Source organism: Nostoc sp. WHI (genome assembly GCF_015714725.1).
GTDB lineage: Bacteria > Cyanobacteriota > Cyanobacteriia > Cyanobacteriales > Nostocaceae > Nostoc.
In genome coordinates, this window is the sequence record NZ_WBKM01000183.1 from 1 (window position 1) to 14,805 (window position 14,805).

Below are 14,805 nucleotides of genomic sequence, written 5' to 3' on the forward strand. Positions count from 1 at the left end.
CTCAACGCCTATTGGCATCAAAGGTTTGGGCAGAGGCAATATTTTGATTGTATGAATAGATGCTATTGTGCTCAACGCCTATTGGCATCAAAGGTTTGGGCAGCCCTGAGATGGTTGCGAACACAAATCTGTAGTAACGGTGCTCAACGCCTATTGGCATCAAAGGTTTGGGCAGCATAACCACCAACGGCTCGATAGGTGGGATTACTACGTGCTCAACGCCTATTGGCATCAAAGGTTTGGGCAGTCCAAACAATAAAACCAATAATTACAGGCCACTTAAGGTGCTCAACGCCTATTGGCATCAAAGGTTTGGGCAGCATCTCGGTAAGCAAGAATAATATTGTCTGCAACGTGCTCAACGCCTATTGGCATCAAAGGTTTGGGCAGTGCGATCGCTAAAACCTATATCAGAACTCCTCTGAGATTCAATATTACAAGCACCTCGTTAAATAAAGGAACACATTGAGCAAATATTTACCCAAATCTTATCTTTAAGAATAGCAGAGAAATTTGAAACCCTTGTGCTGTGTAACTTCCAAGCCATTAAAAGAAAATACAAGCACCTACAGATAGCCTAAAAACTTTGAAAAGCCAGTCCAGCAAGGGTTTTCTGCTTGTGTTTCTCTATCGTAGGCTTCACAGTCGGAGATCCATGTAAAAATCCACATATCAACTTGTTCACAAGTGCGATCGCTCTCTCAACTCAATACCGGAGCCAATCGCCCAAACTAGCAAACCTTCCAAGATCATCGAAAGCCCTGCTGACGTTGGCTATTGGATTGATAATCAAGATGATTGGGGACTTCCTAATAATAAGTTTAAAATAGTACTCTCCAAACTTGAGTAGTATGGGAAGAAGAGGTGTAACTACAGAAAGCAAGTATTGACGCAAGGTTGTAACATCAAAAGTTTATTTATGTGTATTTATATTAGCTATTTTACCTTTCCAATCCCAGTTATTTGAAAGATTAGCTCTGCTGCTTTACTCATTAACAAAGTGTCAATCTCAATTTGATAATTTCCCTGTTTTAAAACCTCTGTCACAACTTTACTGAAATCTGCATTACCTTTCCTCGCACCCAAACCATTAATTGCACATTCAATTTGTCTAACGCCACAACTTAAAGCAATGAGTGAATTATCTACTGCCATGCCTAAATCATCATGACAATGTACTGAAACAACAGCTTGATTAATATTTGGCACTCGATTAAAAATCATTTGCAGAAGTTGCGAAAATTCTTCTGGTGATGCCAAACCTAAGCTATCAGGAATACTAACAGTAGTAGCACCACTCTTGATTGCGGTTTCAATAGATTTACACAAAAAATCTGGCTCACTTCTGGGAGCATCAAAAGCACTCCATTCTACATCATCACAGTAATTGCGTGCTAGAGAAATGCTTTCTTTAATTGTTGCTAATACTTCTTCTTTGCTTACTTTAGATTGATTTTTAAGATTTACCGGAGTATAAGTGTGAATTCTACCTCTTATCGCTGGTTTAATTGCTTCAGCAAGAGTGTTTATTTCATTTAAATTGGAACTCGCTAGCCCACAAATGATAGAATTTTTAATTATTTGAGAAATATTAAAGACTTCATCAAAATCTTTTTGAGAACTTGCCGGATAACCAACTTCAATAATATCTACTCCCATTTCTTCGAGTAATTGGGAGATAGTGATTTTTTGTTGGAGGTTCATTTTGACACCAGGCATCAGTTCTCCATCACGCATGGTGGTATCAAAAATAATTACTTTGTGATGGTTTTTTGACATATTTGCTAGAGTAAGCGATCGCTTACATCAAATACAATTTTAAAGAATATCCTCATTTGAGAAAACTGTCTCTAAATCCCGATAACCACTGATAACACGCACAATTGCCACACCGTCATCAATGGGACGATAAAATATCAAGTAATCTTCTACCGGGAAACTCCTTAAACCGTTGCCAAAATTATCGGAACTTTGCCCCATATTAGGAAAATCAGCTAACAGCTTACACTGCCGTCTAATTTTTTCATTAAGTCTTCGAGCCGTACTAGGATTAAAGCGGTTAACATAACGATTAATCTCCTTGAGGTCTTGGTTGGCTGGAATTGTTAAAACATACCGACTCATTATTTAGTAGCCTCTGCTTGTTGCATTTGAGCTTCAGCACGTCGGATATCTTCTTCGATTTCTGCAAACACCTCTTCACCATCGACTACTTCACCTCGGTCTAAAGCTTCGATACCAACTTGGATTTTAGCTTTCAATTCTGCTAGACGCTGCTCCCGAATGCGATCGCGTTCATCTAGCAACCTCAATGCTTCACCCATCACCTCACTAACTGAGTGATATCGACCACTATTAACCTTATCCTTAACCAACTGCTCAAGTTCTGGGGTCAAAGATATATTCATAACTATTACCTGATTTCATTTACTCTATATGCTAACTGAAACGAGTTAGAGCAAGGTTAAAATAATTCGTAATGACGCTCGATAGCGAAGCGTTAGCGACGCAGGAGCGTCTGACTCGCTACCGCTACGCTAACGTAATTCGTTAATTTATTGCTGATTGGGCTTCTTGATAAATTATTTCCTGAAACTGAATCATGTCTTTTTGTGGATCGGCGTGGCTAACTTTCACCAATATCTGTTCGCCCAAGTTCACAGAACGTTTGAAAACCATTGGTAATTGCAAGCCCAAATCTTCTAACAAAATTAGCGCCAAGTTGCTGTCTTCTCGCAGCCACATCAACACTGTCACATCCCAAGTTTCCTCTGGATGACGGCGTAAATACTCTAAAGCATAATATCTATTAGTTTGCCGTTCCACCATCGTTACCTCTTGGGTGATGCTGGTAACATTTATCATCACTTCTTTAAGTTGTTCTGCGGAAAATGGCAGAACTTCACCCCGCAAATGAGCTTTAAGTTGAAAGTGGGTAAGTAAGTCACTGTAGCGGCGGATGGGAGAGGTTGCTTGGGTATAGGTATCCAAACCCAAACCAGCATGACGCAAAGGCGTAATGCTCATTTCACTCTTAGGCATACAACGACGCATGGCGCAAGCACGAACGAATCCAGCCGGAAGTAGGAGCAATTCCTCATCTGGAGGTAATTCTGGTTGCGGTTGACCACGAAAAGGCAAAGGTATGTTGTGAGCTTTACCATAACGAGCCGCAACTTCACCGGCAAGAATCATCATTTCTGCTACCACTTGCCGCGATGGGGAATCGTCCAAAATGTCAATGTTGATCTCGTCACCTTTAACTTTGATCGTCGCTTCCGGCATAGTGATGCTAATTGCCCCTTGAGCGTAACGCCAGGCTCTGCGCCGTTGTGCCCAAGTAGCGATCGCTGCAATTTCTGGTTCCGCTTGTACCTTTAATTGCAGCATTTCATCTACATCTTCGTAGGTGAGGCGATAAGTCGGCTTAATCAAGCTGGTATGAATGCTGTAATCTTCTACTGCCCCAGTTGTACCTAAAACAATCCCGAAACTGAGGGCACAACAAACCCGTCCCTGGATCAGACTCATTGGCCCAGTTGCCAATACCTCTGGAAACATGGGAATCATCCCCGTCGGTAAATAGACCGTACTACCCCGTTTTCTGGCTTCCAAATCTAAATCATCTTCCGGGACTAACCATCTAGTGGGATCGGCGATATGCACCCATAGGCGTTCTTGTCCATTGGGGAGTACTTCCCAACTCAGACCATCGTCGATCTCTGTAGTAGTTTCATCATCAATGGTGTACACCTTCAAGTGAATCAGATCCAGGCGGTTTGTATCTGAGTCAATCGGCGGGAAATCCAAACGCTGTTGCGCCACTTCTAATACCTTATTAGGAAACTGAATCGGAATTGAAGAACGACGCAGGAACAAGTTTTCATAAGGACTCCAGCAACCCAAATCCACCAACAGTTGAAAGGCTCCTTGGGGTGTTGTGGGCCGTCCCAGCATGGTCATAGTTTCTAAAACTGGAGCTGGGGGGGGATAAGCGCGAGCCAAAGAGTCATAATTGACCCCCGTCCGCACGGTGTCAGCAAGCAACGCTGCGTATTTCTCTAGTCCTTCTATGCGTTGGCGATCGTGCCGCCCCCACTCTACTGCTTCACCTTTGAGCGCCTGCTCTAGGCGAGTTAAAAATTCCTGCTGTCCCTTGGCTTTTAATGCCTCTACTTCTATCTGGTGCTTGCGTTCTGCCACTTGAGCAGCAGTTCGCGGCTCGTAAGCGTCTCCTTTTTGCTTGAAATAAAGTTTGTCGTCTGATAACAAGCAATAGGCGGCGTAACAATAAGGCGCAGCTAATTCCGAAAATAGCAGATTCGCCATTTCGTCTGGGGTAACTGTTTCCCCATCTTCAACCAATAATTCCCAAGCTACTTCTAAGCTAGATGGATCTAAATAAGGCTTGACTTGCTCTAAAAAGCTGGCAATCTCAGAGCCTTTGTAAGTCTGTCCTTTAACTGTATAGGTTATTTGTTTAGGCGCGAGGCTGTGGAATTGACCACGTTCGTCTACCACAAACCAGCGGGTTTTACCATCTGGACGTTCTACGATGCCCAGACGGCGATCGCCTTGAACCCTAAATTCAACTAGCGTCCCCTTCTCCACAACTCTCGCACTCTAATAATTTTAGATTTTAGATTTTGGATTTTGGATTTCATAACTGGTGTTAACTCCTAAATCCAACCGTTTTTCATTCAGCAATTTATTTTACACCCTCTGATTCAGATTTGAGATTTTGGACTCAGAAAGACAAAGCCAGATATTTATTTGAATGCAGCTTCTCTTTATAATCCAAAATCTAAAATTCCAAATCCAAAATTGTTTTAGCCTTCCGCATTGATAAATGGCAACAAAGCCACAATCCGCGAACGTTTAATTGCTAATGTCAACTCTCGCTGTTGCTGAGACGTAAGTCCAGTAATCCGACGTGGCAGTATTTTGCCCCGCTCGGTGACAAATTTACGCAACAAATCAACATCTTTATAATCGATTGGGTCTCCTGGCTTAATTGGAGAAAGGCGACGACGGAAATAACTCATCTCTACTTAATTTCCTTGTGAACAGTATGTTTATTGCAGTGGGTACAGAACTTTTTCAGTTCTAGCCGATTAGTAGTGTTACGGCGATTCTTAGTACTGGTATAACGTGAAACACCAGGAGAACGCTTATTTGAATTTGTCCGACAGTCAGTACACTCTAGTGTCACAATTATGCGGGCACCTTTACTCTTAGCCATAATCTTACAAACAGTGAAGCCTGAAGAGAATTAACACAAATGACTATCTTCGCACATTCCGCCGCATATTATCAACTAATCTTTTGACTTTTATATCCAGCGAGTAGCCACGACGCGACGAAACGATGAAAGTTCCACAATAGCGATCGTGTAAAGCCTGCCGCATCTGGGCATCAGAGAAGGCAGTCGCACAATCAATTGCTAAAGGAAGTACTAGCAGTATAGCAGTGGGATTGGCTCTAATATTGCTCAGGGCAATTGACACTAAAAGCGCACCCAAGCCGACGATCGCCTCTCGCTTCACCAGTGAGAGCAAATCTGGAACTCTGCCCATTACTTGCCCATCTTCTACTTCCAACACCTTTAAATCAAACGCCCAACGCCCTAAACTTTGCCCTTGATTGTTGTATACCACCAGCACCCGCAAAACCAGCCAAAATATGACAAAAACTAGGATTTGAACAAATTGAATACCGGTATCGCCGCTTCCAAGTAGGGAACTGACTAACCAGACAGCAAGGAAATCAAGCCCCAACGCCATACCTCGCCGCTCAATGTCAGCCTTGGGATAGTGTTTTTGGGGAACTCGTTCGATTGTCATACAAAGTAGGTATTTTTATTTAGGGGTTGGGAAATAATTATTGTTCCTGTTTTTAATATTAAAGTGAGGACTGAGGTACTTGTTGGGCTTTCAACAAACCAGGATTTATGCACATAAATCTTTATTATCCAGCTAATTTTGGCTTACTTAGTACAGATGACAAAATTTTTTGGGATTCATCCCCGTATGTTTGCAAAACACTTGGCAAAATGGCTCTGATTGGCAAAACCACACTCCAGCGCGATCGCTGTAATAGTTAGTTGCGATTGACAACATAGGCGCAAATAATTAACATGAAATTATCTGTTAATTTTATGAAAATATGACTCTCAGCCTTCGTAACATTTACCCACTGTCAGAATTTCAACGGGGTGCCAAAGCCTTTTTGGAAAAGCTTAGGGGAACAAAAGAACCTATTATCCTTACTGTTAACGGGAAAGCGTCTGTAGTTGTTCAAGATGCCCAAAGCTATCAGGAATTGCTAGACAGGCTAGAACTTTTAGAGACAAGCGCAGGAATTCGCAAAAGTCTTGAGGAATTTGGGCTTGGTTTAGGTATCCCCCTAGACGAAGCATTCGAGCAGTTGCGAACAAAATATGACATACAAAGTTGAAATTTCTCCGACTGCGATTGCTGATATCGAACAAATATTTCTTTAGATCAATACCTTTGCCAATTTACGAGGGTGAGTTGATATCTGAACTCCCTTTTCTCTGAGGCTTGGCAAAAACAATAAGTCCTAAAAATTCCTTCAAGGTTTCCCACAAGGTTTTTTAACGTATTGTCCGTAGTATCAAGGGTTTGATATTCCAAGCTACCTTATAAGCTAAACGCTTATGTATGGGTCATTTTGCCATTTTTGCCCAAATTTTTGTTGGCTCTTATTTTGGCAAAGGTATTGTAGATGCGGGAGTATTCTGTAGATACAGCCCATCAATGGGTCAGAGGGTGCTACGAAATTATGCTGACATTGGAAAAATTCCCTAACCGTTGTCCCATGTCACCAGAAAGTGAGTACATGGGCATAGAAGTACGTCAGCTACTATACAAACAGCAATTTCGCATTTTGTTTACTGTTAGTGAGACTTCAGAAGAAGACAGAGGAATTGTTCACATTCATCAAGTTCGTCATGGTTCACAAGAAAGGTTACGTCATCCAGAACAACTATTAGATGATGACGATGAATAAATTAATACTGTCCGATCGCGATCGCAAATTTGCCAAAATTTTTGTTTCTTAATTGAGTGGTCAGTGTTACTTTACGAGATACTATAAACTAGATAAAGTATCAATTAAAGCAGGTAAGAAGATAATGAAACAGTGGTATGAAGAATTATTTGATAATTTTGCAGATAAATATGATCAGGAGGGGTTTACCTCTGGAACCTTGGGTGAAGTTGATTTTATTGAAAAAGAAATTGATGATGATAAAAATAAGTTAATCCTTGATGTTGGCTGTGGAACCGGCAGACATTCACTAGAACTGGCCAGGCGTGGTTACAGTGTTACAGGGATCGATTTATCAGAATCTATGCTCGAAAAAGCCAGAAAAACTGCGGCTGTTGAAAAACTAAAAATTGGTTTTATCAAAAAAGATGCCCGGAATTTTTATTTTGAAACACAATTTGATCTTTCAATTATGATTTGTGAGGGAGCTTTCCCTTTAATGGAAACAGATGAAATGAATTTTTCTATTTTAAAAAATATTTATGCCTCCTTAAAATCTCCAGGTAAACTGATATTGACTACGTGTAATGGTTTATATCCTCTATTTCATTCTGTTAAGGATTTTCTTAATTCCAATCCCGGTGAAACCAAAAGCCTGGAAAATTCTTTTGATTTGATGACTTTCCGTGATCATTCCGTTTATGAAACAATTGATGATTCAGGTAATAAAAGAGTTCTAAAATGTAATGAAAGATATTATACTCCCCCGGAAATTAACTGGCTGCTTAAATCGATTGGTTTTACCAAAACGGAAATTTTTGGCTGCCATTTAGGGGCTTTCAGCCGTAATGACAAACTAACCACTGAAGATTATGAAATGCTTGTTATTGCAGAAAAGTAGTCCGAATAAAACAATGAACGAAATATTAAGATAAAAAGTCAGAGGCGATCGCTATGTTATCAGTCAGCGATGCACAAGCAATTATTTTAAATTTGGTGCAACCGTTGGATAATCAACGGGATATAGAAGTTGTAAATTTACTGACAGCAGATAGTCGAATTTTGGCAACACCTGTCACCAGTCCCCTAGATTTTCCCCATTGGGATAATTCGGCAATGGATGGTTACGCAGTTCGCTACGAAGATGTGCAGCACTCTAGCGCCGAAAAACCAGCCGTTTTAGAAATTGTTGAAGAGATTCCGGCGGGGTATCAGCCTCAGTCTACAATTCAACCAGGGCAAACCGCGCGGATTTTCACAGGTGCCCTGATGCCAGCAGGTGCGGATACTGTAGTTATGCAAGAGAAGGCGCGTCGGGAGGAAAACCGCGTATTTATCCTAGATGCGCCAAAACCGCAAGAATTTGTTAGACACAAAGCATGTTTTTACCAAGCTGGAACACAACTACTACCAGCAGGAATTAAGTTAAATGCTCCCGAAATTGCCGTATTGGCAGCAGCACAATGTCCACAATTAGCTGTTTACCGTCGTCCGCGTGTGGCAATCTTTTCTACTGGTGATGAGTTGGTATCAGTTGATCAACCGTTGCAAGCAGGGCAAATTGTGGATTCTAATCAGTATGCGATCGCAGCTTTAGTAAGACAAAGTGGAGCAGAACCAGTAATTTTAGGTATTGTTAAGGATGATCCAGTTGCTCTGGAGAAAGTCATTACCCATGCCATTGCGATCGCTGATATAGTTATCTCCTCTGGTGGTGTCTCAGTGGGAGATTATGATTATGTTGACAAAATTCTAGAGTCATTAAAAGCAAAAATCCACATTCGGGCTGTACAGATAAAGCCAGGAAAACCCCTCACTGTCGCCACCTTCCCCAGTACAGACGCGATTAATCGCGTTTCTCCACTCTACTTTGGTTTACCAGGAAACCCTGCTGCTGTGTTGGTGACATTTTGGCGGTTTGTGCTACCAGCAATCAAGAAACTTTCGGGAATTACCGAAGGTTGGGAACCAGCTTTTTTGAAAGTGCGATCGCATGATGAATTGCGATCGGACGGCAAGAATGAAACTTACCTTTGGGGTAAATTGCATTTAATTGATGGTGTTTATGAATTTCACAAAGCTGGTGGTAGTCACAGTTCCGGCAATTTAATTAATTTAGCTCAAACTAATGCTTTAGCTGTTTTACCAGTGGGTAAAACATTAATTTACCCACAAGAAGAGGTGCAAGTTTTGCAGCTTGGTAAAGATTAAAAGACTTGTTCAAAAGCCTCAATCAAGCTGTTAACTTCTTCAAGGGTATTGTAATGCACCATACTCACCCTGACTATTCCACCTTGCGACGCTAACCCCAAGTATTCAATAAGCCGTTTAGCATAAAAGTCACCATAACGAATCCCAATATGATGTTGGTCAATTTTTGCAGGAATGGTTGAGCTATTCATTCCATCCACTACAAAAGATATCGTTGGCACACGTAATTGGCGATCAGCCTTTGATTGACCAATCACTCGCACATTAGACTTGCTGTTGAGGTAATTTAGGAGGCGATCGCTAATATGTTCTTCATGTATGCTAATTAAATCAAACGCTTGCACCATTTGATTTCTCAAATCAGGTGCAGTTTGATTGCCATAGTGCAACTGTGCTAATTCACTTAAATAATCACATAAACCTAACATTCCATAACTTAATTCAAAATTGACATTCCCTAACTGAAATTTATAAGGAATATCTGTCTGAGGAATAAAATAATGGTTAAGACCAGGCAATCTTAATAAATGTTCTTCTTTGCCATAGAGTAAAGCATGATGTGGCCCATAGACTTTATAACAACTCAAAGCATAAAAATCAACATCCAAATCTTGGACATCAACTAATCTATGTGGTGCATAAGCTACACCATCTACACAAATCATCGCATTGCGATCGTGTACAAATGCAGCAATTTCTTTGATAGGGTTGATGGTTCCCAAAACATTAGAAGCATGAGTCAAAGCTACTAGTTTTGTGCGCTGACTCATCAATAGTTCTAAATCAGCTAAATGAAGTTCCAAGCTGTCTGGGCGAATTTGCCACACTTTAATCTTCATGCCTTGTTTTTCAAGAGCGACCCAAGCACCAATATTGGACTCATGATCACAATTAGTAACAATAATTTCATCACCAGGTGTGAAGGTTTGAGCTAGACAGATTGAGAGAATTTTCAACATCATTGTAGTAGATGGCCCCATAACCACTTCTTTAGAAGAATTGGCATTAATGAAAGTAGCCATTCCCTTAGTTGCTAAAGCTAATCGTTCTCCTGCAAGTTGAGAAACTGCATAAGAAGCTCCTAACTGGACATTAGAAGTCAGGAGAAATTCGCTAATTCTATCTGCTACTTTTTTCAGGGTTTGTGACCCGCCAGCATTATCAAAAAAAGTCCATTCACCGGCTAGAGCAGGAAAATATTGGCGAACTTTATCAAGATTCAGCAGCATCGTAGAAGTCCTCTAGAAAATATTCTTTACCCTAGCCTACCCTTGGGAGAGTATCTAGTACCGCTTCTCTACAAGACCTCTTGCAAAAGTCCTTCTTTTTGCTTTCTTCTTTGCGCCTTTGCGCGGCAGTCACTACAACGGGGGGAACCCCCGCAACGCGCTGCCTTGCCTTTGCGTGAGACAAAAAATTATTTATGCAAGAGGTCTACTACATCCTTTTCTGTTTACGGCTTGTTGTGCCGGACTTCTTGCTCTGCAAAAATCTTTCTAGAGAAGGTATATTTGGAAACCTAAAAAGTATCTTACTGACATATCTAACTTCCAGCAAGCATTAATGTCTTGATTCTTCACAATTTTCGCCGATTTTTTTGATAAGTTTAAGGTAGAGTCAAAGCAACTATTGTTTTGGTTTTTAATTCCTTGATTGAAAACAAAGTAAGGACTTATGAATACTACGATTAAATACGACATAGAGGTTATCAAGCGAGAAGCACTTCAACTTGTTAAAAAGGGGCTTGTTAACCGTCAGCAGCCAATTTATACCCTCTGCAAATATATTCCTCATCGTGACTGGATTAATTTTGAACTGGAGCTAGAAAAAAACGAATTTCTACTCAGAGATAGAATTATTGACCTACTAAATAATGAATCTTGGGAAGAAGAGTTAGCCTGTATCTAGAAGCTGGAACTCATTAGCAGCATCTTAATAAAATCTAAATTACAAATTAATTTTTCAGCATGAAAAACCCTCGAATTAAGTCGGGGGTTATCAACAAAATAATTATTCAAGTAAGTAGTAAATCTTGATATAGCAATCCGATTTAATTTTTTCAAAAATCTAAGTATTATAGGGCATGTTATCGCATAGTATAACGTACCAAAAACTTTGGATAGTGTATTAGCAAAGTGTAACATAAGAAGTGAGGCATACAAGCGCTCAAGGGAAGACAAGGAGACGATTTTTTCCCTTGTCTTCCTTGTCCCTGATCCTCGTGCTATTCCCCATTACTCCCCAATCTTCAGAGGATATCTGCTTACTTGGCTGTAAATTTTGGGAAATTACCTGCATTTTCTACCAACTTATTACCTAAACAAAAGTGTAGTATTATACTAAATTTTTAAGTGGTTGGTATTAGGCAGACAATTTTTGTATCCCTATCCATCCAGTGATGGATTGCCGTTTATTTGCGTAGACATTACTGTCACTACATTCTTCTTTCTGAGAATTTCTAGGTAGTTTTCCCTGAACAGCCCCTGAAAATGAACTAGACTCTTTCCAATTATAAACAGGCATTTCTTGCCAGCAGTGACGACAAAACCAGAAAGTCTCTGTACTGCGTATATGTTCTAAAAGGACACCAGAACAGCAAGGACAGTAGTTCATATTTTTCTCAAATCCTATCAATAAAAGTGTTATCGCAAATTAGGGTAGCTAGTTGACAAGCCCTTAGTTACTTAAAGCAAACTGTCTATATTTTGACTATAGTGTCGAAATATGAGGAACTTGTGAGGGAATTTAAATTACTTATTAGTCTCATAATATTTATACACATTTATTGGGTAAAGACCCCCTAATTATCTTTATATAATTACATCTATGGAACCTAGAAATAGATTAAATTGCTACTAAATATTTAAGTATGTTAGATATTAGAGGAAGCTCTATATGCAAGAAATCCTGATCAATCGAGACATTGATCCCCAAGCCCTTCAAGAAACAAAGCAGAAAGCAAGAGGTGAAGAAGTGAGGTCTTCTTTTTCCCCCTGTTTTCTCATCCCATAGATTTAAAGTCGTCGTAGTGTTTCATCCCAGAGCTAGACGCGAAGGTTTTTATAGTTATTTAAAATAATCGGGGAAATGTACCTCACAGAACTGGAAACCGGAAAGAAAAATGAGGTCGTGACCTAGCTAAATTTCTGGAATTCGTCATCATGCATGAACTAGTTCAAGCTGTCTTCAACGGTGATGAAAAAACTGCTTTGCATCAGTTGATTTATACGTTGAGTGCTTCAGGTAAGCGTTACTTACTGAGAAATGAGATTTTGCAAGCTTTTGCCGACTACTGTCATCAATCCCAAAAGCCAGCTTATTTTTACTACTCTTCTTCTGTTGGAAAACTGATCCAGTACACCCACGAAATAATTTTTGAAGAGGAAAGTACTTGGTTTGTAATTCGCCCCAGGATTGCTAACCAAGAAGTTTGGAAACTAACAGCTGACTTTAGTAGCTTCGAGCAGACGACGCCTCAAGCGCTGCTAGATGTGAGAGATCGCTTAGTTGACCGTTACCAAAACCACATCCTCGAAATCGACCTCCATCCCTTTTACGAGAGTTCCCTAAGAATTGACGACGCCAGAAATATAGGTCAAGGTTTAGCCTTCCTGAACCGTTACCTGTGTAATCAGTTGTTGACTGACCCCGAATATTGGGTAGAAATGTTATTTAAAGCATTACATGGGCTGCAATACGATGGTATTCGCCTGTTGTTGAGCGATCGCATTCCCTCCGGTATTCAGTTAGCTAAACAAATTAAGCCAGCCCTAAAATTCCTGAGTGAGCTTGAGCCTCATGAACCTTACGAAAAATTTCGCTCTGACCTCCAAGAACTCGGCTTTGAACCGGGTTGGGGTAACACTGCGGCGCGAGTCAAGGGAACCCTAGAACTTCTCGACCGACTCATTTACTCCCCAGAACCGGGCATCTTAGAAGCATTTGTAGCCCGCGTCCCTGCTGTGTTTCGTGTCGTCCTCATTTCCGTCCACGGTTGGGTTGCACAAGAAGATGTTTTAGGAAGAGATGAAACACTCGGTCAAGTTATCTATGTCCTCGAACAAGCTCGCAGCTTAGAAAACGAACTGCGTGAACAAATCAAACTTGCTGGTCTCGATTTGCTGGGCATTAAACCCCATGTAATTATTCTTACTCGGCTAATTCCTAACTGTGAAGGAACATTTTGCAACCTACACTTAGAAAAAGTCCAAGATACTGAAAATGCTTGGATATTGCGCGTTCCTTTTGGTGAATTCAATCCAGAAATCACTAACAATTGGATTTCTAAATTTGAGATTTGGCCTTATTTAGAGCAATTTGCTTTAGATGCAGAAAAAGAATTACTAGCTCAATTCCAAGGCAAACCTAATTTGCTCATTGGTAATTACAGCGACGGTAATTTAGTAGCCTTCCTCCTATCTCGCCGGATGAAAGTCACCCAGTGCAACATTGCCCATTCCTTGGAGAAACCTAAACATCTATTTAGCAATTTATATTGGCAAGATTTAGAAGATCAATATCACTTCTCTGTACAATTCACTGCCGATTTGATTAGCATGAATGCAGCCGAATTCATCATCACGTCGTCTTATCAAGAAATTGTCGGCACACCCGATAGCATGGGTCAATACGAGTCGTACAAGTGCTTTACGATGCCGCAGTTGTATCATGTGGTTGATGGGATTGATTTATTTAGTCCTAAATTCAACTTAGTGCCGCCGGGAGTAAATGAAAATATTTTCTTTCCCTACAGCCAAAAAGAAAACCGAGATTCTAACCTTCGCACACAAATTCACGACCTACTCTTTAGGCGCGAAGATCCTCAAATATATGGTCATTTAGATCACCCTAAAAAGCGAACAATCTTTGCCGTTGATACCATCACCTCAATCAACAATCTGACTGGTTTAGCTGAATGCTTTGGTAAAAGTCAGGCGTTGCAAGAGCGTTGTAACCTGATCCTCTTAAGTAGTAAACTGCATCCATCTCAAGCTACAAACTCAGACGAAGCAGCAGAAATTCAAAAACTCTACGACATTATTGAGCAATATCATCTCAATGGCAAGATTCGCTGGATAGGGATGCGTATCCGTAGCAGTGAACTCGGCGAAGCCTACCGAGTAGTTGCAGATGCTCAGGGAATTTATGTTCATTTTGCCCACTTTGAATCCTTTGGGCGGAGTATTTTGGAAGCCATGATTTCTGGCTTGCCTACTTTCACTACTCAATTTGGCGGTTCTTTAGAAATTATCGAGAACCAAGAAAACGAGTTTAATGTTAATCCTACAGACTTAGAAGAAACAGCAAAGAAAATTTTAGACTTCCTGGAAAAATGTGATGCTCATGCTGAATACTGGCACGAAGTATCAGAATGGATGAGTCAGCGAATTCATCACAAATACAATTGGCATTTACATAGCAATCAATTACTACTGCTTGCTAAAATGTTTAGCTTTTGGAACTTTGTTGCTCCCGAAAATAACGAAGCCAGAGATCGCTACATGGAAGCATTATTTCATCTCATTTATAAACCCAGAGTTGAAAAGATTTTAGAAAAGCATAAGGGGGGATGAGGGAGTGGGG

General features: G+C 40.5%; 16 protein-coding genes and 1 CRISPR repeat array. Of the genes, 6 read left to right on the top strand and 10 right to left on the bottom strand.

What is annotated here, in order from left to right; all coding sequences use genetic code 11:
* Positions 1-67: 67 nt before the first annotated feature.
* Positions 68-390: a CRISPR direct-repeat array (repeat unit 36 nt; unit sequence GTGCTCAACGCCTATTGGCATCAAAGGTTTGGGCAG).
* Positions 391-936: 546 nt separating this feature from the next.
* The 8 genes from F8S12_RS18820 to F8S12_RS42400 all read right to left on the bottom strand — a co-directional run bounded on the left by F8S12_RS18820 (position 937) and on the right by F8S12_RS42400 (position 6,127).
* Complete coding sequence (locus F8S12_RS18820; protein WP_196517653.1) at positions 937-1,779, bottom strand: 2-isopropylmalate synthase; 843 nt, start codon at positions 1,777-1,779, stop codon at positions 937-939.
* A gap of 39 nt (positions 1,780-1,818) precedes the next feature.
* Positions 1,819-2,124, bottom strand: coding sequence for a type II toxin-antitoxin system RelE/ParE family toxin (locus F8S12_RS18825; RefSeq protein ID WP_196517654.1), 306 nt, complete (start codon positions 2,122-2,124; stop codon positions 1,819-1,821).
* Positions 2,124-2,408, bottom strand: coding sequence for a type II toxin-antitoxin system ParD family antitoxin (locus F8S12_RS18830; RefSeq protein ID WP_196517655.1), 285 nt, complete (start codon positions 2,406-2,408; stop codon positions 2,124-2,126). The genes F8S12_RS18825 and F8S12_RS18830 overlap by 1 nt, the downstream gene beginning before the upstream one ends.
* Positions 2,409-2,550: 142 nt before the next feature.
* Positions 2,551-4,611, bottom strand: coding sequence for a ribonuclease catalytic domain-containing protein (locus F8S12_RS18835; protein ID WP_196517656.1), 2,061 nt, complete (start codon positions 4,609-4,611; stop codon positions 2,551-2,553).
* A 218-nt stretch (positions 4,612-4,829) separates the two neighbouring features.
* Positions 4,830-5,045, bottom strand: a complete 216-nt coding sequence (gene rpsR, locus F8S12_RS18840; protein WP_094333177.1) for a 30S ribosomal protein S18 — start codon at positions 5,043-5,045, stop codon at positions 4,830-4,832.
* Between the two features lie 2 nt (positions 5,046-5,047).
* The gene (gene rpmG / locus F8S12_RS18845; protein ID WP_196517657.1) at positions 5,048-5,242 is read right to left on the bottom strand and encodes a 50S ribosomal protein L33; all 195 of its coding nucleotides are present in this window, start codon (positions 5,240-5,242) and stop codon (positions 5,048-5,050) included.
* Between the two features lie 43 nt (positions 5,243-5,285).
* Entirely contained in the window at positions 5,286-5,843 is a 558-nt protein-coding gene (locus F8S12_RS18850) for an RDD family protein (protein ID WP_196517658.1), read from the bottom strand.
* A gap of 176 nt (positions 5,844-6,019) precedes the next feature.
* Positions 6,020-6,127, bottom strand: a complete 108-nt coding sequence (locus F8S12_RS42400; RefSeq protein WP_196517659.1) for an AraC family transcriptional regulator — start codon at positions 6,125-6,127, stop codon at positions 6,020-6,022.
* Positions 6,128-6,165: 38 nt separating this feature from the next.
* Here F8S12_RS42400 and F8S12_RS18860 point away from each other — a divergent pair, with 38 nt between their 5' ends.
* The 4 genes from F8S12_RS18860 (at position 6,166) to F8S12_RS18875 (ending at position 9,222) form a co-directional block, all read left to right on the top strand.
* On the top strand, positions 6,166-6,456 hold the full coding sequence (locus F8S12_RS18860; protein ID WP_196517660.1) for a type II toxin-antitoxin system Phd/YefM family antitoxin: 291 nt from the start codon (positions 6,166-6,168) through the stop codon (positions 6,454-6,456).
* A 291-nt stretch (positions 6,457-6,747) separates the two neighbouring features.
* Positions 6,748-7,032, top strand: a complete 285-nt coding sequence (locus F8S12_RS18865) for a type II toxin-antitoxin system RelE/ParE family toxin (protein WP_230968099.1) — start codon at positions 6,748-6,750, stop codon at positions 7,030-7,032.
* 124 nt (positions 7,033-7,156) lie between these two features.
* Positions 7,157-7,912 carry a class I SAM-dependent methyltransferase gene (locus tag F8S12_RS18870; RefSeq protein WP_230968100.1) on the top strand — a complete coding sequence of 252 codons (756 nt, stop codon included), beginning with the start codon at positions 7,157-7,159 and terminating at the stop codon, positions 7,910-7,912.
* Between the two features lie 53 nt (positions 7,913-7,965).
* Positions 7,966-9,222, top strand: a complete 1,257-nt coding sequence (locus F8S12_RS18875) for a molybdopterin molybdotransferase MoeA (protein WP_196517661.1) — start codon at positions 7,966-7,968, stop codon at positions 9,220-9,222.
* Here F8S12_RS18875 and F8S12_RS18880 read toward each other — a convergent pair.
* Complete coding sequence (locus F8S12_RS18880; protein ID WP_196517662.1) at positions 9,219-10,451, bottom strand: cysteine desulfurase-like protein; 1,233 nt, start codon at positions 10,449-10,451, stop codon at positions 9,219-9,221. The genes F8S12_RS18875 and F8S12_RS18880 overlap by 4 nt on opposite strands.
* Positions 10,452-10,896: 445 nt before the next feature.
* On the opposite strand from F8S12_RS18880, the gene F8S12_RS18885 reads away from it, so the two are divergent.
* Positions 10,897-11,130 carry a DUF4327 family protein gene (locus tag F8S12_RS18885; RefSeq protein WP_196517663.1) on the top strand — a complete coding sequence of 78 codons (234 nt, stop codon included), beginning with the start codon at positions 10,897-10,899 and terminating at the stop codon, positions 11,128-11,130.
* Positions 11,131-11,583: 453 nt separating this feature from the next.
* On the opposite strand, the gene F8S12_RS18890 is transcribed toward F8S12_RS18885, so the two are convergent.
* Positions 11,584-11,835 (bottom strand): hypothetical protein, encoded by a 252-nt coding sequence (locus F8S12_RS18890; RefSeq protein WP_196517666.1) that lies wholly within the window; start codon positions 11,833-11,835, stop codon positions 11,584-11,586.
* Between the two features lie 548 nt (positions 11,836-12,383).
* On the opposite strand from F8S12_RS18890, the gene F8S12_RS18895 reads away from it, so the two are divergent.
* Positions 12,384-14,795 carry a sucrose synthase gene (locus F8S12_RS18895; protein WP_196517664.1) on the top strand — a complete coding sequence of 804 codons (2,412 nt, stop codon included), beginning with the start codon at positions 12,384-12,386 and terminating at the stop codon, positions 14,793-14,795.
* The last annotated feature ends 10 nt before the right edge of the window (positions 14,796-14,805 follow it).

Excerpts from the sequence above, each read along its gene's own strand:
- F8S12_RS18820 (WP_196517653.1), bottom strand. The coding sequence starts at position 1,779 with ATGTCAAAAAACCATCACAAAGTAATTATTTTTGATACCACCATGCGT.
- F8S12_RS18825 (WP_196517654.1), bottom strand. The coding sequence starts at position 2,124 with ATGAGTCGGTATGTTTTAACAATTCCAGCCAACCAAGACCTCAAGGAG.
- F8S12_RS18830 (WP_196517655.1), bottom strand. The coding sequence starts at position 2,408 with ATGAATATATCTTTGACCCCAGAACTTGAGCAGTTGGTTAAGGATAAG.
- rpsR (WP_094333177.1), bottom strand. The coding sequence starts at position 5,045 with ATGAGTTATTTCCGTCGTCGCCTTTCTCCAATTAAGCCAGGAGACCCA.
- rpmG (WP_196517657.1), bottom strand. The coding sequence starts at position 5,242 with ATGGCTAAGAGTAAAGGTGCCCGCATAATTGTGACACTAGAGTGTACT.
- F8S12_RS18850 (WP_196517658.1), bottom strand. The coding sequence starts at position 5,843 with ATGACAATCGAACGAGTTCCCCAAAAACACTATCCCAAGGCTGACATT.
- F8S12_RS18860 (WP_196517660.1), top strand. The coding sequence starts at position 6,166 with ATGACTCTCAGCCTTCGTAACATTTACCCACTGTCAGAATTTCAACGG.
- F8S12_RS18865 (WP_230968099.1), top strand. The coding sequence starts at position 6,748 with ATGCGGGAGTATTCTGTAGATACAGCCCATCAATGGGTCAGAGGGTGC.
- F8S12_RS18870 (WP_230968100.1), top strand. The coding sequence starts at position 7,157 with ATGAAACAGTGGTATGAAGAATTATTTGATAATTTTGCAGATAAATAT.
- F8S12_RS18875 (WP_196517661.1), top strand. The coding sequence starts at position 7,966 with ATGTTATCAGTCAGCGATGCACAAGCAATTATTTTAAATTTGGTGCAA.
- F8S12_RS18880 (WP_196517662.1), bottom strand. The coding sequence starts at position 10,451 with ATGCTGCTGAATCTTGATAAAGTTCGCCAATATTTTCCTGCTCTAGCC.
- F8S12_RS18885 (WP_196517663.1), top strand. The coding sequence starts at position 10,897 with ATGAATACTACGATTAAATACGACATAGAGGTTATCAAGCGAGAAGCA.
- F8S12_RS18890 (WP_196517666.1), bottom strand. The coding sequence starts at position 11,835 with ATGAACTACTGTCCTTGCTGTTCTGGTGTCCTTTTAGAACATATACGC.
- F8S12_RS18895 (WP_196517664.1), top strand. The coding sequence starts at position 12,384 with ATGCATGAACTAGTTCAAGCTGTCTTCAACGGTGATGAAAAAACTGCT.